Raw genomic sequence first — 16,652 nt, 5'->3', positions numbered from 1 at the left:
CCGGCCGTCCCGGCCTACGAGGTGGAGAACCTCTTCGAGCCGTTCCGGCGCCTGCGTACGGAGCGGACCGGCAGCGACAAGGGCGTCGGCCTCGGCCTGTCCATCGTGCGCTCCGTGGTGCGCGCACACGACGGCAGCATCACGGCGACGCCCCGCGAGGGCGGCGGACTGGAGATGCGGGTCGTCCTGCCGCTGTGAGGGGCCGTGGACGGGCGTGGGGACCGCGGGCGGGGCCATCGCCTCCGCCCGCGGCCGCCGGCCCGTCCTGCTGTCCTTTTTGACCCAGGACCCGACCTCTTGGCACTCTTGGTCGCCCTCCGCACGCCGGCCACCCCGGCTTGACGTGACGCCGGGCGGCCATGGATCCTTCGCCGAGTTCGCTTTGCGCTGAATTCCTACGGTCCGCCCGACGGCCCGTCCGTGTGTGATCCCTCACAGGCGCGAGATTCGAGCCACCCACTCTCCGTGATCGGAATGGTCGGCGGAAGGCCGGGAAAATCCGGGTTTCCAGGGGCCTTGATCACGGGAAGTACACGTGATGGCGTGCGCGAGGTGCGACATTCGGACCGTGTACGGTCCTGATCGCCATCCAAACCGATCACCTCTTCAGGGGTGCGGTTGGGTGTCGATTGAGTAACAGACCTTGATGTGAGGCAAAATCTCCGCCTCAGGTCGGGCACAAGTCCGGCCTCTCACGCGTTACGTGCGCTGGAGACACCGCAGACACCCAGAGGGGGAGAGCGACATGGCTACGGATTACGACACCCCACGCAAGACAGATGACGACCTCAACGAGGACAGCATCGAAGAACTGAAGTCGCGGCGGAACGACAAGTCCGCCTCGGCCGTCGACGTCGACGAGTTCGAGCAGGCCGAGGGCCTGGAACTGCCCGGCGCCGACCTTTCCAACGAGGAACTCGCCGTCCGGGTGCTGCCCAAGCAGCAGGACGAGTTCACGTGCATGAGCTGCTTCCTGGTCCACCACCGCAGCCAGCTGGCCGCCGAGGACAAGAACGGCCAGCCGATCTGCCGCGACTGCGCGGCCTGAGGACCGGTCGACGCCGTGGCAGGCGTGAACCCGTTCCGTAAGGGACGCAAGGGCGAGAAAGGCCCGGCGGCCGGCGCACGATCACGCGACGAAAACGCGCCCGTGCCCGCCGACCCGACCGCCCTGCCCCCGGAGCGGACGACCGGTGCACTGGAGGAGCGAGGCCGTGCGGCCTCGCTCGCGGCGGCTGTGGGCCGCGGCACCAGGAAGGGCCGCGCGAGCGCCCGAAAGGGCCTGGCGGCGGTCGCCGAGCGCATCCTCGACAACGCCCCGCGGATCCCGGTCCGCGACCTGGCGACGTTGCGCCGGCAGTTCCCCGGCCTGACCCCCGAGGAACTGGCCGACAAACTGGTCTCCGGTGGCGCGCGCAGCGCCGCCGCCGTAGGCGCGGGGGTGGGCGCAGCGGCGATGCTGCCGGTACCGCCCGCCATGCCGGCCGAGCTGGCCGCCGAGATCGTCGGAGTGGCCTCCGTGGAGATCAAGCTCATCGCCGAGCTCCACGAGGTCTACGGCCTGCGTCCGCCCGGCAGCCTCGGGCAGCGCACCACCGCCTACCTGACGGCGTGGACCGAGGAACGCGGCATCGACGTCACCAGACCCACGACCGTCAACGCGGCGCTGGGCGGCCAGATGAAGCGCGAGCTGCGCCAGCAGATCATGAAGCGCACCCTGCGCAACCTGCCGAACCTGACCCCGTTCATGGTCGGCGCCGCGGTCGGCGCGTTCATGAACCGGCGGGACACCAAGAAGCTCGCGGAGAAGATCCGCAAGGACCTGCGCGCCAGACAGGTGCCGTGGGACGCCCTGCCGGACGCCGGCGCGCTGCCGGACACCGGCCCGGCGCCGCTGCCGCCGGAGAGCGCCGCCTGAGGGCCCGCCGAGCCGTCGTACGGCCGCCGGAGACGGCCTGAAGCGCCAGGACCTCCGGAAACCCTCCGAACGCGCCCGCAGCACCCCACAAGGGCCGCCAAGGCCGCTGTGCCGCCCGAAGGCGCCCGTCCGCCCCCTGGGCGCCCGTCCGCTCCCGCAGCCCCCTCAGGGACGCTTCAGGCCCGTACGGCCGCCAGCGCGGCCACCAGGCGCTCCGGGTCGCGGGTCGAGAGGTACGCGTACGGAGTCGGGTCCGCCGGGTCGGTGATCTCGATCCGCACCGCGGTCCGGACGTAGCTGCGCAGCAGCATGAAGGCGCGGGTGTCCGCCTTGTGCGTCCGCCACGCCACCGCCTCCTCCGGGTCCAGCGGCCGGGCCTCGCCCAGCGCCGAGACCGGGATCCGGGCGTCGCCGGCGATCAGCGAGTCGCCCACCACCCGGATCCGCACCGAGCCGTACGAGCTGACCGCCACCGCGGACAGCGCCGCACCGCCGATCAGCCCGCCGAGCATCGGCAGCGTCCCCAGCGGGAGCAGCATCAGGGCGCAGGCCACGCCGATCAGGCCGGCGATCACCCACCAGGAGCGGGGCGCGGTGAGGCGTTCTTCGTACGACTGCATGGCTCCAGCTTGGCACGACGGCGCGGGCCGGTTACGCGCGCGGGTAGGGTCTGCACTCGTGAGTGGAACCGACAAGGCCCCGACGCGGCTGACGCCACCGGCCGACGCCGTCGCCCCGGTGCGGCACCCCGACGCCCCCGCGCCCGGAGAACTCCTCGGCGCGCACTACGACCACTGCTTCGGCTGCGGCGCGGCACAGGCCCACGGCCTGCAGCTGCAGGCCCGCGCCGAGGACGGCGTACGGGTGACCGCCGAGTTCACGGTCAAGGAGGCCCACCAGGGCGCACCCGGCCTCGCGCACGGCGGCGTACTGGCCACCGCCCTGGACGAGACGCTGGGCTCGCTGAACTGGCTGCTCCGGGTGATCGCGGTGACCGGCCGCCTGGAGACCGACTTCCTGCGCCCCGTGCCGGTCGGCACGGTGCTGCACCTGGACGCGGAGATAACCGCCGTCCACGGCCGGAAGATCTACTCGACGGCGGTGGGCCGCATCGGCGGGCCCGAGGGCCCGGTCGCGGTGCGCGCCGACGCCGTCTTCGTCGAGGTCAAGGTCGACCACTTCATCGACAACGGACGGCCGGCCGAGATCCAGGCCGCCATGGCCGACCCCGACCAGGTCAGACGAGCTCGTGCTTTTGAGGTGAACCCGTGAGTCAGGTACGCAATCCGGTGGATGTGCTGATCCGGCGTCTGGACCCGGAGGTGCCGCTTCCCGCGTACGGGCACCCCGGTGACGCGGGCGCCGACCTGGTCACCACCGCGGCGGCGGAACTCGCGCCGGGGGAGCGGACGGTGCTCCCCACCGGAGTGTCCATCGCCCTGCCCGACGGGTACGCGGCGTTCGTGCACCCCCGCTCGGGCCTGGCGGCCCGGTGCGGAGTGGCGCTCGTGAATGCCCCCGGGACGGTGGATGCCGGGTACCGTGGGGAAATCAAGGTGATCGTGGTCAATCTGGACCCGCGTGAGAGCGTGCGGTTCGAGAGGTTCGACCGGATCGCCCAACTGGTCGTCCAGCAGGTCGAGAAGGTGCGCTTCCACGAGGTGGCGGAACTTCCCGGCTCGGCGCGGGCCGAGGGGGGATTCGGTTCCACCGGCGGTCATGCGGCGGTGGACGGCTCCACGGGTGGGAATGGATACGCATCGGTCGGTGCCGACCGGGAAGGACAGTGACGTGTTCGGTCGTCGCAAGAAGAACGAGGCTCCCGCAGAGTCGGCCCGGCCGGCGGAAGCAGCCGACGAGACGGCCTCGGACGAGACTTTTGCGGACGAGGGCGCCGGGTCCGGCGAGGAGGAGACGCGGGTGAGCCTGCCCCCGGCCCCCCGCCCCGACGGCCCCTGGGACCTCTCCGAGGTCACGGACCCCGCCGAGGGGCGGGTGGACCTGGGCGGCATGTTCGTGCCGGGCGTCGAGGGCATGGAGCTGCGGGTGGAGGTCGCGGGGGACGCGATCGTCGCGGCGACCGTGGTCCTCCAGGACAGCGCCGTACAGCTCCAGGCGTTCGCCGCTCCCAAGAAGGAGGGCATCTGGGGCGAGGTGCGTGAGGAGATCGGCGCCGGGATCACCCAGCAGGGCGGCATCATCGACGAGGTCGAGGGCCCGCTCGGCTGGGAACTGCGCGCGCAGGTCCCCGTACAGCTCCCGGACGGCACCAACGGCGTCCAGGTCGTACGCTTCGTCGGTGTCGACGGCCCGCGCTGGTTCCTGCGCGGCGTCATCTCCGGCCAGGGCGCGGTCCAGCCCGAGGCCGCCGGCATCCTGGAACACATCTTCAAGGACACCGTCGTCGTCCGCGGCGAAGCCCCCATGGCCCCCCGCGACCCCATCGTCCTCAAGCTCCCCGACGACGCCCAGATGGTCCCCGACGGCGTCCAGCAGGAACCGGGCGAAACCTCCCGCTTCGGCGGCGGCGTGGAACGCCTCGAACGCGGCCCCGAAATCACCGAAATCCGCTGACGCGCGGCGCCGTCCGGCGCACCGTCACGTCGCTCCCGTAGCCCTCGCGGTGACGGGAGCGACGTGCGTATCGGGCCGTCGGAGCGCTCCTTCACGTGGCGCGCGGCGCCGGTGTGCCACGCTTCCTCCAGTTCGGGGGCAGTTTCCGCCCGCCCCTCAGTATTCGAATCGGAGGAAGCGCTTCCGTGCGCGTTCTTATATCGCCTTCCTACGGGAGTTCAGCGACACGCCGCCACTGGGCCGACACCGTCGACCAGCCCGTGGCTTTCACCGACGACAGGTACGCCCGTGCGCTGACCGACGATCAGCGTGCCCGGCTGCAGGCTGCCCACCCGGACGGCACGGCGTGTTTCTGGGGCGCGGTGCCCAAGCACGACAAGAAGCTGCACGACGTCGTGCCCGGCGACATCGTGTTGTTCACCGGACAGAACAAGGTGCGGGCGGTGGGGGAGATCGGGACGATCTTCCGCAACGCCGAACTGGCCGACCTCTTATGGCCCCCGAAGCAGGACGGCCCCAGCTGGCACACCGTCTACACCGTGCTGGACCTGGCCGAGGTGGACATCCCGTACACCGAACTGAACGCCGTGCTCGGGTACCAGCCGCAGTACACCCACCCGGGACTGAAGGTCCTGCGCGATGACAAGGCACAGTCCGTTCTGGACGCCTTCATGATTACTTCCGGTCTGTTCTTCAGCCGGGCCTGCACGGAACCGGTCCCCGCGCCGACCGCGGACGATGCCCGCGAAGCCGTCCGCCGGGCCGCGGCGGAGGAGATGCGCACCTCCTCGGCCTCGTACCGCAGGACCGGACGGCTCGTCGTCGTCGACCGCCGGGAAGCACGGCTGGTGGCTGCTTACCGGGAGCACCTCGCGTCCTGCGGGCGAGGGCCGGCCGGCCGCTTCTACTGCCGGTCGGGCATCAGCGACCTCTATCTCGACGACGCCGAGGGCGCCGAGCTCATAGAGGCCAAGAGCGACGCCTCCCACCAGTGCGTCCGCCAGGCGCTCGGTCAACTGCTGGACTACGCGCCGTACTGCCCGGCGCCGCCCGACCGCCTCAGCGCGCTGCTCCCGTCCCTGCCGGTGCGCAGCGACCTCGCTCTCCTGCACCGCTACGGCATCGACTGCATCCACCGCGACGCTTCGGGAGCCTTTGTACGGGCCGAGGCCCCGGTGGAGCGCCGTGAGCTGATGCGGTCGCTCTGGACCTCCTGACCGGATGCCGTCACCGGCGCTCCCCGCGAGCGCCCGCGGAGGCCGAAAATCCGCGTCCCGATGGGTCGTACCTCCTTTCGAGGGGTGCGGCCCTTCGGTGTTTTTGCAGGTCAGGTCGGGGGGCGTATGGGAATCGTCAACGGGGTGCTAATGGCCGTAAGGGAGGCGTCAACGGTGGTCGGAAACGGTCGGGTTGGAGGTTTGCTCTAGGGGTCCGTTTCACCGAAACCACTAGGAGCACACGATGGCCGACGTGGCCTTCGTCGTCACCACGCTCGCGGTCTTCGCGCTGGTGGCCCTCGTCGCCAAGGGGGTGACGAGGCTGTGACCGTCGAGAACATCGTCGGGCTGATCGTCGCCGTCGCCCTGCTCGGCTACCTGGTCCTCGCCCTCGTCTTCCCGGAGAGGTTCTGAGCGTCCCGATGAGCCCCATCCTGGCCGGCGTGCTCCAGCTCACCGCGCTCGTCGCGGCGCTCGCCCTGGCGTACCGTCCCCTCGGCGACCACATGGCCGCCACGTACAGCTCGCGCAAGCACCTGCGCGTCGAAAAGGTGATCTACCGCTGCATCGGTGCCGACCCGGACGCGCAGATGCGCTGGCCCGCGTATCTGCGCGGCGTCCTCGCCTTCTCCGTGGCCGGTGTGCTCTTCCTCTACCTGCTGCAGCGCCTCCAGGGCGGCCTGCCGCTGTCGCTCGGTTTCGCGTCGATCAGTCCGGACCAGGCGTTCAACACGGCGGCGTCGTTCGTCGCGAACACCAACTGGCAGTCGTACAGCGGTGAACAGGCCATGGGCCACGTCGTGCAGACGGCAGGCCTGGCGGTGCAGAACTTCGTCTCGGCCGCGACGGGCATGGCGGTGGCGATCGCCCTCGTACGCGGCTTCTCCCGGACCCGCACCGGCGACCTGGGCAACTTCTGGGCCGACCTGGTGCGCGGCACCGTGCGGGTGCTGATACCGATCGCCGTCCTCGGCGCGCTCGTGCTCGTCGCGTGCGGCGCCATCCAGAACTTCTCCGGCATCCACGAGGTCGGGCAGTTCCTGGGCGGCGCCCAGCAGACCAACGGCGGCGCGGTCGCGTCCCAGGAGGTCGTCAAGCTGCTGGGCACCAACGGCGGCGGCTACTTCAACGCCAACTCGGCCCACCCGTTCGAGAACCCGAACGGCTTCACCAACCTCTTCGAGGTCTTCCTCATCCTGGTCATCCCGTTCGCGCTGACCCGTACCTTCGGCCGGCTCGTCGGCAACGTACGGCAGGGTTACGCGATCCTCGCCACGATGGGGATCATCTGGCTCGGCTTCACCGCCCTGATGATGTGGACCGAGTTCGCGCACGGCGGCCCGGCGCTCCAGGCGGCCGGCGCGGCGATGGAGGGCAAGGAGAACCGCTTCGGCATCGGCGGTTCGTCGATCTTCTCGGTCGCCACGACCCTCACCTCGACCGGCGCGGTGGACTCCTTCCACGACTCCTTCACGGCCTTCGGCGGCGGCATCCAGCTGCTGGGCATGATGCTCGGCGAGATCGCACCCGGCGGTGTCGGATCCGGCCTGTACGGCATGCTCGTGATGGCCGTGATCGCGGTGTTCATCGCGGGCCTGATGGTGGGCCGGACGCCCGAGTACCTGGGCAAGAAGATCAGCACCCGCGAGATCAAGCTCGCGGCCTGCTACATCCTCGTCACCCCGACCCTCGTGCTCGGCTTCACCGCCGTCTCGATGGTGCTGCCGGACGCGCTGGGCTCGATGCTCAACACCAAGGCGCTGGGCGCGGGTTCGCACGGCTTCTCGGAGGTGCTGTACGCGTTCACCTCCGGCGCCAACAACAACGGCTCGGCCTTCGGCGGCCTGAACGCGAACACCCCCTGGTACAACACCACGATCGGGCTGGCGATGCTGCTGGGCCGCTTCCTGCCGATGGTGTTCGTCCTCGCCCTGGCCGGCTCGCTCGCCGAGCAGCAGCCGGTCCCGGAGACGGCGGGCACGCTCCGTACCGAGAAGCCGCTCTTCGCGGGGCTGCTGGTCGGCACGATCCTGATCATCACCGGCCTGACGTACTTCCCGGCGCTGGCCCTCGGCCCGATCGCGGAGGGGCTGTCATGACCACCGATGTGAACCACGACGTACAGCAAGAGGAGCACCGCTCCATGTCCACCGCGACTTCGTCCCGCGCGCCCCACCAGGACGTACCGGGCGGGCACCCGCCGGACGGCGGCGGCCGTGTCGGTGGCGGCCTGTTCGACCCCAAGCAGCTGGTCAGGTCGCTGCCGGACGCGCTGCGCAAGCTGGACCCCCGGGTGATGATCAAGTCACCGGTGATGTTCGTGGTCGAGGTCGGTTCGGTGCTGACCACGTGCTTCGCGATCGCGTCCCCCGCGGACTGGTTCGGCTGGGCCATCGCCGTCTGGCTCTGGCTCACCGTGATCTTCGCCAACCTGGCGGAGGCGGTCGCCGAGGGCCGCGGCAAGGCCCAGGCGGACACGCTGCGCAAGGCCAAGACCGACACGGTGGCGCGCCGTCTGAACGGCGCCTCCGAGGAGCAGGTGCCCGGCACGGAGCTGCGCATCGGCGACCTCGTCGTCTGCGAGGCGGGCGACATCATCCCCGGTGACGGCGACGTCGTCGAGGGCGTGGCGTCGGTCGACGAGTCCGCCATCACGGGCGAGTCGGCCCCGGTCATCCGCGAGTCCGGCGGTGACCGGTCCGCGGTCACCGGCGGTACGAAGGTGCTCTCCGACCGCATCGTCGTCAAGATCACCACCAAGCCCGGCGAGACCTTCATCGACCGGATGATCAACCTGGTCGAGGGCGCCGCCCGGCAGAAGACCCCGAACGAGATCGCGCTGAACATCCTGCTCGCCTCGCTCACCGTCGTCTTCCTGCTGGCCGTGGTCACCCTCCAGCCGTTCGCGATCTACGCGGGCGCCGAGCAGCCCATGATCGTACTGCTGGCGCTGCTGGTCTGTCTGATCCCGACGACGATCGGCGCGCTGCTGTCGGCCATCGGCATCGCGGGCATGGACCGCCTGGTCCAGCGCAACGTGCTGGCGATGTCCGGGCGCGCGGTCGAGGCCGCCGGCGACGTCTCGACCCTGCTGCTCGACAAGACCGGCACCATCACCCTCGGCAACCGCCAGGCCGCCGAGTTCGTCCCCGTCAAGGGCGTGACCGAGGCCGAGGTCGCGGACGCCGCGCAGCTGTCCTCGCTCGCCGACGAGACCCCCGAGGGCCGCTCGATCGTCGTCCTGGCCAAGGAGAAGTACGGCCTGCGCGAGCGCCACCAGGGTGAGCTGGCCGACGCCGAGTGGGTGCCCTTCACCGCCCAGACGCGGATGTCGGGCGTGGACGTCACCGAGGACGGCTCCGTACGCAAGGTCCGCAAGGGCGCGGCCGGTTCGGTGATCGCCTGGGTCAGGGAGCAGGGCGGCACCGTCGCCGACGACGCCGACCGGCTGGCCAACGGCATCTCCGAGGCCGGCGGCACACCGCTGCTGGTCGCCCTGGAGGACGCGCGGGGCGCCCGCGTCCTCGGCGTCATCCACCTCAAGGACGTCGTCAAGGACGGCATGCGCGAGCGCTTCGTCGAGCTGCGCAAGATGGGCATCAAGACCGTCATGATCACGGGCGACAACCCGCTGACGGCCAAGGCCATCGCCGACGAGGCGGGCGTGGACGACTTCCTCGCGGAGGCCACTCCCGAGGACAAGATGGCGCTGATCAAGCGCGAGCAGGCGGGCGGCAAGCTGGTCGCCATGACCGGTGACGGCACCAACGACGCGCCGGCCCTGGCCCAGGCGGACGTCGGTGTGGCCATGAACACCGGCACCTCGGCCGCCAAGGAGGCCGGGAACATGGTGGACCTGGACTCCAACCCGACCAAGCTCATCGAGATCGTCGAGATCGGCAAGCAGCTGCTGATCACCCGGGGCGCGCTGACCACCTTCTCGATCGCCAACGACGTCGCGAAGTACTTCGCGATCATTCCGGCGATGTTCGCGGTGGCCTACCCGGGCCTGGACACCCTCAACATCATGCGGCTGCACAGCTCGCAGACCGCGATCCTGTCCGCGATCATCTTCAACGCGCTGATCATCGTCGCGCTCGTACCGCTCGCCCTCAAGGGCGTGCGCTACCGCCCGGTGAGCGCCGACCGGATGCTCCGCCGCAACCTCGGCATCTACGGGCTGGGCGGACTGATCGCGCCCTTCATCGGCATCAAACTCATCGACCTGCTCATCTCTGCGATCCCCGGGATCGGGTGACTTCCTCATGAACAACTCGGTACGCAACACCGCCCGCCTGCTCGGCGCCGGACTGCGCGCCCTGCTCGCCCTGACCGTGGTCTGCGGCGTGCTCTACCCCCTGGTGGTCACCGGCGTCGCCCAGGCCGCCTTCCACGACAAGGCCAACGGCTCCGAGGTACGGCAGGACGGCCGGACGGTCGGCTCCGAACTCCTCGGCCAGCGCTACGACAAGGGCACGGACAAGGACGGCAACCCGGTCCCCGACCTGCGGTACTTCCAGCCGCGCCCGTCCGCGGGTCTGGGCAGCAACCAGACCAACGGCGTCAACACCCAGTACGACCTCCAGGTCTCCGGCGCCTCCAACCAGGGCGCCACCAACACCGACCTGATCGCCGCCGTCAAGGAGCGCAAGAAGTGGGTCGCCGAGACGTACGGCGTCCCCGAGTCGAAGGTCCCGGCCGACGCCGTCACCTCCTCCGGCTCCGGTCTCGACCCCGACATCTCCCCGGCGTACGCCCGACTCCAGACCGCCCGGGTGGCCAAGGAGAACCACCTGGACCCCGCGAAGGTCGAACGCCTGGTCGCGGACACCACGGAGGGCCGGGTGCTGGGGTTCATGGGGGAGCCCCGGGTGAATGTGCTCAGGCTGAACATGGGGCTGCGGCAACTCACCAAGTGAGGAACCGGCCGAGTGAGCAGCTGAGCAGGTGAGGAACTGAGCAGGCCCCCGGTGCCCGGACGGGGGGCCTGCTCGGGCATGTCACCAGACGTCCCCGCTCCGCCAGTCGCACGCCAGCTGTTCCGTCAGGTCCAGCGGGGTGTCGCCCTGGAGGACGTGGATGGCGCCGTCCTCCTCCTGGGTGCGGTGCAGGCCGGTGGGGGAGAGGACGGCGGTCGGGCCCTGCCAGCGGCGCCAGCCGCGGGCCGGGTAGAAACCGGCGGCGGTGTCGGAGGCGCTGAGGGCGCCCAGGTCGTAGGCGCTGCGTACGACGTGTTCGAGGGCCGTCATCATGGCGGCGCCGTGGCCCCGGCCGCGCCGGTCCGCGCGGACGCCGACGCCTTCCACGTAGCCGCACCGCAGGGGGCGGCCGGCGTACAGCAACTGGCGCTGTACGACGGCGGCGTGGCCGATCAGCTCGTCGCCCTCCCGGACCAGGGCGTGCACGCCGCCCAGAGCGTGGTCCCAGTCCTCTTCGGAGAAGTTGCCCTCGAAGACGTCGTGGAGGAGCGCCTTGGCCGCGGCGCGGGCAGGGGCGTCGAGGTCCGCGGTGTGGGTGAGGTGGAGGTGCGGGGTAAGGGGAGCGGGGTGAGTGGGTGCGTCGGTCATGGGGTCATGATCGTGGAGGTGGTGGGGGTGCCGGAGGAGTGTCGGCGGGGTGACGGTCGGGCGGTCCGTGGCGCGTTGTCATGTACTGGTCCGCCCATGGTGGGATGGCTCCGTGAGCACGCCCGCGGCCCCGCCGTACCACCAGCCCGGCCCGCCGTACGTCCGGCCCGGCAGCCCGCCGCCGCACCCGGGCGCGGGCTGGGGGCCGAGGCCCGTCCGCTCGCGGCGGGTGCTGATCCTGTGTCACCTGGGGATGTTGATCCACTTCCCGGTGCATGTGGCGGTGTTCCTCGTCGTGTTCGCCTTGCTGCTCGCGTTCGGGCTCGTGGGGGAGTTCGTCTTCGCGGTGTTCTTCTTCCTGGAAAGCCGGCGTTCCGGATGCTGGACCGCGCTCTGGGGTGGATCACCGTCCGGTCCCAGTGGTGGGCGGCATGGCGGGAACTGCGCCACGAGGGCGAGCCCGGCTTCGCCCGGACCCGCGTCGAGAAGGTGCTGAACGGGGAGAAGCCCACGTCCGGCACCGCCCGTCTCCGGGCCACCTCTACCGGGGCATCGGGCCGCGGGCCGCTCTGGAGATCGCCGCGCCGCTCGGCCGGCAGCTGGACGACAAGCTCCCGGCCCGCCCGAAGACCGAACTGAACCTGCGCCGCGTCCCGACGCAAGGCCAGGGCGATGCGAAGGGCGCGCCTTAAGCGCCGTCCCCGCCCGCCGTGCGCCGTGACGCCTCGACGATCCGCTGGAGAGCCGCCGCGTGTGCCTCCAGCGCGGTTCGCCCGCCGTCGCCGAGGTTCACCCAGGTACGCGGGCGCTTGCCGACGTACCCCTTGCGCACCTCGACGTACCCGTGCGACTCCAGCGTGCTGATCTGCTTGGACAGGGCGGAGGCGGACAGGCCCGCCGACTCCCGCACCCACCCGAACTCGGCCCACTGCACGCCCGCGAGCAGGGAGACGATCGTCAGCCGGGTGGGGTCCAGGAGGACGGGGTCGAATTCAGTGGGTGCCATGGAAGGCGCTTCTTCCCGTGCCGCGGCCGTCGCGTACGGCGGCCGAGAGCAGCGCCCGCCGGCAGCGCGGCCCGAACAGGGCCAGCGCGGCGCCGCCCGCCGCGCCCACCGCGGTCCGCCAGTAGGGCACACCGAAATGCCGGTCCGGGGGCAGCAGCTGGAGGGCGAAGCCGGCCAGGAGTACGGCGAGCAGGGTGAGCAGCGCGTAACGGCGGAAGCGCGGGGTGATCTCCTGCCTGCGGGTACGGACGGGGCTGCCCAGCGCCGCCGCGCCCTTACGGGTGTTGAGCAGCGCCACGTACCCGACGGCCAGGGCCCCGAAGGCCGCGGGCGTCCAGCGGCTCGCCTCCTGGCCGAGGAAGTCGGGGGCGGCGAAGAGCGCGCAGAAGACGACGCCGGAGAGCACGTACACCCACCGGGCTTCGACGGCCGAGCTGTGCGCCTGGTCCCGGCGGCGGCCGATGTCCGCGAGGGCGCGGGCCGCTTCGTCCGGCGAGGGGCGGGGGGCGTCGGGGGCGGACGGCGATGGTGTGGGTGACATGGCTGCCTCCTCGGAGTTCTCGTTGCTCCAGCGGAACCTGTTTCCTGAGAGGAAACTAGTTTCTCGGCGGTGGGTGCGTCAATGAGGCACCGCCGCCCGGTGGCGGGTCCGGTAAGGGGCCACCGCCGCCCAGCGGTGGGTCCGTCGACGGGATACCGTTGCCCGGCAGTGGGTCCGTCGATGGGATGCCGTTGCCCGGCAGTGGGCCCGCCAACGGGACGCCCCCCTGCCCAGCAGCGGCCCGGACCGGCCGGCCCGCCCCGTATCAGAGTCGCGTCAAGACCTGCCCCACAGCCGTCACCTGCGGCTTTTGTCAGGGTGTGGGGTCGGTAGGGTCGCCTCAGGTTCAGCCCGGTGGGGGCGGCCTTCACGTAAGACAATGGGGCCATGGCACGCGGCAAGCTACGGATCTATCTCGGCGCTGCACCGGGCGTCGGCAAGACGTACTCGATGCTGTCCGAGGCGCACCGGAGGGTGGAGCGCGGTACGGACGTCGTGGTGGCGTTCGTCGAGCACCACGACCGGCCCCGTACGGAGGTCATGCTGCACGGTCTGGAGCAGACCGAGCGCGCCGAGCTGGAGTACCGCGGCTCGACCTTCACCGAGATGGACGTGGACGCGGTGCTGCGCCGCGCGCCGGCCGTGGCGCTGGTCGACGAGCTCGCGCACACCAACGTCCCCGGCTCCCGCAACACCAAGCGCTGGCAGGACGTCGAGGAGCTGCTGGAGGCCGGGATCGACGTGATCTCCACGGTCAACATCCAGCACCTGGAATCGCTGGGCGATGTCGTCGAGTCGATAACGGGGGTGCGCCAGCGTGAGACCGTCCCGGACGAGATCGTCCGCAGGGCCGACCAGATCGAGCTGGTCGACATGTCACCCGAGGCGATCCGGCGCCGCATGGCGCACGGCAACATCTACAAACCCGACAAGGTGGACGCCGCCCTGTCGAACTACTTCCGGCCGGGCAACCTGACCGCCCTGCGGGAACTGGCGCTGCTGTGGGTCGCCGACCGGGTCGACGAGTACCTCCAGCAGTACCGCTCCGAGCACAGCGTCTCCAAGATCTGGGCGGGGCGCGAGCGCATCGTCGTCGGCCTCACCGGCGGCCCCGAGGGGCGGACGCTCATCCGCCGCGCCTCCCGGATGGCGGCCAAGGGCTCGGGCAGCGAGGTGCTGGCCGTCTACATAGCGCGCAGTGACGGGCTGACCTCCGCCTCGCCCAAGGAACTGGCCGTGCAGCGCACCCTCGTCGAGGACCTCGGCGGCACGTTCCACCACGTCATCGGCGATGACATACCGAACGCGCTGCTGGAGTTCGCCCGCGGGGTCAACGCCACCCAGATCGTGCTGGGCTCCAGCCGCCGCAAGGCCTGGCAGTACGTCTTCGGGCCGGGCGTCGGCGCCACCGTCGCCCGGGATTCCGGGCCCGACCTCGACGTCCACATCGTCACGCACGACGAGGTCGCCAAGGGCCGCGGCCTGCCCGTGGCCCGCGGTGCCCGGCTCGGGCGGGCCCGGATCATCGCCGGCTGGCTGGTCGGCGTCATCGCGCCGGCCCTGCTGTCGCTGCTGCTCACCGCCATCGACAACGGCCCGGGACTGGCCAACGACGTCCTGCTCTTCCTCTTCCTGACCGTCGCCGCCGCGCTGCTCGGCGGACTGATGCCGGCGCTCGCCGCGGCCGCCGTCGGCTCGGTGCTGCTGAACTTCTACTTCACCCCGCCCACCCATTCGATCACCATCGCCGACCCCAAGAACATCGTCGCCATCCTGATCTTCTTCGCGGTCGGCGTCTCGGTGGCCTCCGTCGTCGACCTGGCCGCCCGCCGCACCCACCAGGCGGCGCGGCTGCGCGCCGAGTCGGAGATCCTCTCCTTCCTGGCGGGCAGCGTGCTGCGCGGCGAGACGACGCTGGACGCGCTGCTGGAGCGGGTACGGGAGACCTTCGGCATGGACTCGGTCGCGCTGCTGGAGCGGGCCGGCGACGTCGAGCCGTGGACCTGCGCGGGGCGCGTCGGCGGCCCCGCGGTCGACGACCCGGAGGCCAGGCCGCTGCAGCGCCCCGAGGACGCGGACGTGGACATGCCGGTCGGCGACCACATGGCGCTGGCGCTGACCGGCCGGGTGCTGCCCGCCGAGGACCGCCGCGTACTGGCCGCCTTCGCCGCCCAGGCCGCCGTCGTACTGGACCGCCAGCGGCTGGTCGGCGAGGCCGAGCGGGCCCGCGAGCTGGCCGAGGGCAACCGGATCCGTACGGCGCTGCTGGCCGCCGTCAGCCACGACCTGCGCACGCCCCTGGCGAGCATCAAGGCGTCGGTGACCTCGTTGCGCTCCGACGACGTGGCCTGGTCCGAGGAGGACGAGGCGGAGCTGCTGGCGGGCATCGAGGCGGGCGCCGACCGGCTGGACCACCTGGTGGGCAACCTGCTGGACATGTCCCGCCTGCAGACCGGCACGGTCACCCCGCTGATCCGCGAGATCGACCTGGACGAGGTGGTGCCGATGGCGCTCGGCGGCGTCCCCGAAGGCAGCGTCACCCTCGACATCCCCGAGGAACTGCCGATCGTCGCCGTCGACCCGGGCCTGCTGGAACGCTCCGTCGCCAACCTGGTGGAGAACGCCGTCAAGTACAGCCCCGACGGCGAGCGTGTCCTGGTCTCCGCCAGCGCCCTCGGCGACCGCGTCGAACTGCGCATCGCCGACCGCGGCCCCGGCGTGCCGGACAGCGCCAAGGGCCGGATCTTCGAACCCTTCCAGCGGTACGGTGACGCCCCGCGCGGCGCGGGCGTGGGACTGGGCCTGGCCGTCGCCCGCGGCTTCGCGGAGGCGATGGGCGGCACCCTCGCCGCCGAGGACACCCCCGGCGGGGGCATGACCATGGTCCTCACGCTCCGTGCCGCGCCCGGCGGACCTACGGTGCAGCCCGACATCCCGGCCCAGGCGACGACGTGAACCGGCGTCCCGCCGCCCACGGAGCGGCACCGCGCGTGCCGCCCCCCGGCCCACTGGAGCCGCCATCCAGCCGACACCCCGCGGGCACGGCCCGGCGGGTTTCCCCACCACGAGGAGAACGACAGTGAACCGGGTGCTTGTGGTCGATGACGAGCCGCAGATCGTACGGGCCCTCGTGATCAACCTGAAGGCGCGCAAGTACGAGGTCGACGCCGCCCCCGACGGGGCCACCGCCCTCAAGCTGGCCGCCGCCCGCCACCCCGACGTGATCGTCCTGGACCTCGGCCTGCCGGACATGGATGGCGTGGAGGTGATCAAGGGGCTGCGCGGCTGGACCCGCGTACCCATCCTGGTGCTCTCCGCCCGGCAGACCTCCGACGAGAAGGTCGAGGCGCTGGACGCCGGGGCGGACGACTACGTCACCAAGCCGTTCGGGATGGACGAGCTGCTGGCCCGGCTGCGGGCCGCGGTGCGCCGCGCCGAGCCGACCGGGCCGGCCGAGGACGAGGTGGTCGTGGAGACCGAGGGCTTCACCGTCGACCTGGCCGCGAAGAAGGTCAACCGCGACGGCCGGGACGTGCGCCTTACGCCGACCGAGTGGCATCTGCTGGAAGTCCTGGTCCGCAATACGGGCCGTCTCGTCAGCCAGAAGCAGCTCCTCCAGGAGGTCTGGGGCCCCTCGTACGGCACCGAGACCAACTACCTGCGGGTCTACATGGCCCAGCTGCGCCGGAAACTGGAGAGCGACCCCTCGCACCCCCGGCACTTCATCACCGAGCCCGGGATGGGTTACCGCTTCGAGCAGTGACCGCCGGTCCCCGAAAGAGGCGGTGCGGCGCCGTGCGGGGCCGTGATCCCGGGCCCCGCGCACCGG

The 16,652-nt window shown here is 71.3% G+C and carries 17 protein-coding genes; 13 read left to right on the top strand and 4 right to left on the bottom strand.

Features of this window, described 5'->3' with window-relative positions; genetic code table 11:
* From AB0L45_RS33865 to AB0L45_RS33855, 3 genes are all read left to right on the top strand, one after another.
* Positions 1-198 (top strand): ATP-binding protein (locus AB0L45_RS33865; RefSeq protein ID WP_365846902.1); only part of this gene is annotated, 198 nt, incomplete at its 5' end.
* A 547-nt stretch (positions 199-745) separates the two neighbouring features.
* Positions 746-1,048: a DUF4193 domain-containing protein gene (locus tag AB0L45_RS33860; RefSeq protein WP_003982531.1), complete on the top strand. Its 303-nt coding sequence runs from the start codon at positions 746-748 to the stop codon at positions 1,046-1,048.
* A gap of 102 nt (positions 1,049-1,150) precedes the next feature.
* Positions 1,151-1,918, top strand: coding sequence for a hypothetical protein (locus AB0L45_RS33855; protein WP_365846910.1), 768 nt, complete (start codon positions 1,151-1,153; stop codon positions 1,916-1,918).
* Positions 1,919-2,094: 176 nt separating this feature from the next.
* On the opposite strand, the gene AB0L45_RS33850 is transcribed toward AB0L45_RS33855, so the two are convergent.
* Positions 2,095-2,538, bottom strand: a complete 444-nt coding sequence (locus AB0L45_RS33850) for a DUF3093 domain-containing protein (RefSeq protein WP_365846900.1) — start codon at positions 2,536-2,538, stop codon at positions 2,095-2,097.
* A gap of 58 nt (positions 2,539-2,596) precedes the next feature.
* On the opposite strand from AB0L45_RS33850, the gene AB0L45_RS33845 reads away from it, so the two are divergent.
* From AB0L45_RS33845 to kdpC, 8 genes are all read left to right on the top strand, one after another.
* Positions 2,597-3,190 carry a PaaI family thioesterase gene (locus AB0L45_RS33845; protein WP_030021225.1) on the top strand — a complete coding sequence of 198 codons (594 nt, stop codon included), beginning with the start codon at positions 2,597-2,599 and terminating at the stop codon, positions 3,188-3,190.
* Positions 3,187-3,708, top strand: coding sequence for a dUTP diphosphatase (gene dut, locus AB0L45_RS33840; RefSeq protein ID WP_365846897.1), 522 nt, complete (start codon positions 3,187-3,189; stop codon positions 3,706-3,708). Before AB0L45_RS33845 ends, dut begins: the two co-directional genes overlap by 4 nt.
* Positions 3,668-4,492, top strand: a complete 825-nt coding sequence (locus tag AB0L45_RS33835) for a DUF3710 domain-containing protein (RefSeq protein ID WP_365846895.1) — start codon at positions 3,668-3,670, stop codon at positions 4,490-4,492. Before dut ends, AB0L45_RS33835 begins: the two co-directional genes overlap by 41 nt.
* Before the next feature lie 260 nt (positions 4,493-4,752).
* Positions 4,753-5,709: a hypothetical protein gene (locus tag AB0L45_RS33830; RefSeq protein WP_365846893.1), complete on the top strand. Its 957-nt coding sequence runs from the start codon at positions 4,753-4,755 to the stop codon at positions 5,707-5,709.
* 324 nt (positions 5,710-6,033) lie between these two features.
* A complete protein-coding gene (gene kdpF / locus AB0L45_RS33825) occupies positions 6,034-6,123 on the top strand; it encodes a K(+)-transporting ATPase subunit F (RefSeq protein ID WP_046925563.1) in 90 nt (29 codons plus the stop codon).
* Positions 6,124-6,131: 8 nt separating this feature from the next.
* Positions 6,132-7,808: a potassium-transporting ATPase subunit KdpA gene (gene kdpA, locus AB0L45_RS33820; protein WP_365846891.1), complete on the top strand. Its 1,677-nt coding sequence runs from the start codon at positions 6,132-6,134 to the stop codon at positions 7,806-7,808.
* Positions 7,805-9,967 (top strand): potassium-transporting ATPase subunit KdpB, encoded by a 2,163-nt coding sequence (gene kdpB, locus AB0L45_RS33815; RefSeq protein ID WP_365846889.1) that lies wholly within the window; start codon positions 7,805-7,807, stop codon positions 9,965-9,967. Before kdpA ends, kdpB begins: the two co-directional genes overlap by 4 nt.
* A 7-nt stretch (positions 9,968-9,974) precedes the next feature.
* Positions 9,975-10,628, top strand: a complete 654-nt coding sequence (gene kdpC / locus AB0L45_RS33810; RefSeq protein ID WP_365846887.1) for a potassium-transporting ATPase subunit KdpC — start codon at positions 9,975-9,977, stop codon at positions 10,626-10,628.
* Positions 10,629-10,709: 81 nt separating this feature from the next.
* Here kdpC and AB0L45_RS33805 read toward each other — a convergent pair whose 3' ends face one another.
* From AB0L45_RS33805 to AB0L45_RS33795, 3 genes are all read right to left on the bottom strand, one after another.
* On the bottom strand, positions 10,710-11,276 hold the full coding sequence (locus tag AB0L45_RS33805; RefSeq protein WP_365846885.1) for a GNAT family N-acetyltransferase: 567 nt from the start codon (positions 11,274-11,276) through the stop codon (positions 10,710-10,712).
* A 688-nt stretch (positions 11,277-11,964) separates the two neighbouring features.
* The gene (locus AB0L45_RS33800; protein WP_365846884.1) at positions 11,965-12,282 is read right to left on the bottom strand and encodes a transcriptional regulator; all 318 of its coding nucleotides are present in this window, start codon (positions 12,280-12,282) and stop codon (positions 11,965-11,967) included.
* Positions 12,269-12,823, bottom strand: a complete 555-nt coding sequence (locus AB0L45_RS33795; protein ID WP_365846882.1) for a hypothetical protein — start codon at positions 12,821-12,823, stop codon at positions 12,269-12,271. Before AB0L45_RS33795 ends, AB0L45_RS33800 begins: the two co-directional genes overlap by 14 nt.
* 387 nt (positions 12,824-13,210) lie before the next feature.
* On the opposite strand from AB0L45_RS33795, the gene AB0L45_RS33790 reads away from it, so the two are divergent.
* Together AB0L45_RS33790 and AB0L45_RS33785 are read left to right on the top strand one after the other, a co-directional pair.
* Positions 13,211-15,778, top strand: a complete 2,568-nt coding sequence (locus tag AB0L45_RS33790) for a sensor histidine kinase KdpD (RefSeq protein ID WP_365846880.1) — start codon at positions 13,211-13,213, stop codon at positions 15,776-15,778.
* A gap of 124 nt (positions 15,779-15,902) precedes the next feature.
* Entirely contained in the window at positions 15,903-16,586 is a 684-nt protein-coding gene (locus AB0L45_RS33785; protein ID WP_365846878.1) for a response regulator, read from the top strand.
* Positions 16,587-16,652 lie beyond the last annotated feature (66 nt).

Source organism: Streptomyces sp. NPDC052496 (genome assembly GCF_040679095.1).
Classification (GTDB): Bacteria; Actinomycetota; Actinomycetes; order Streptomycetales; family Streptomycetaceae; genus Streptomyces.
Note: the sequence above shows the minus strand (reverse complement) of the source record. Positions and strands in the feature narration are given on the sequence as shown.

Coding starts and splice junctions, on each gene's coding strand:
- AB0L45_RS33795 (WP_365846882.1), bottom strand. CDS start 12,823: ATGTCACCCACACCATCGCCGTCCGCCCCCGACGCCCCCCGCCCCTCG.
- AB0L45_RS33805 (WP_365846885.1), bottom strand. CDS start 11,276: ATGACCGACGCACCCACTCACCCCGCTCCCCTTACCCCGCACCTCCAC.
- kdpA (WP_365846891.1), top strand. CDS start 6,132: ATGAGCCCCATCCTGGCCGGCGTGCTCCAGCTCACCGCGCTCGTCGCG.
- AB0L45_RS33800 (WP_365846884.1), bottom strand. CDS start 12,282: ATGGCACCCACTGAATTCGACCCCGTCCTCCTGGACCCCACCCGGCTG.
- AB0L45_RS33850 (WP_365846900.1), bottom strand. CDS start 2,538: ATGCAGTCGTACGAAGAACGCCTCACCGCGCCCCGCTCCTGGTGGGTG.
- AB0L45_RS33790 (WP_365846880.1), top strand. CDS start 13,211: ATGGCACGCGGCAAGCTACGGATCTATCTCGGCGCTGCACCGGGCGTC.
- kdpC (WP_365846887.1), top strand. CDS start 9,975: ATGAACAACTCGGTACGCAACACCGCCCGCCTGCTCGGCGCCGGACTG.
- AB0L45_RS33835 (WP_365846895.1), top strand. CDS start 3,668: ATGGATACGCATCGGTCGGTGCCGACCGGGAAGGACAGTGACGTGTTC.
- AB0L45_RS33860 (WP_003982531.1), top strand. CDS start 746: ATGGCTACGGATTACGACACCCCACGCAAGACAGATGACGACCTCAAC.
- kdpB (WP_365846889.1), top strand. CDS start 7,805: ATGACCACCGATGTGAACCACGACGTACAGCAAGAGGAGCACCGCTCC.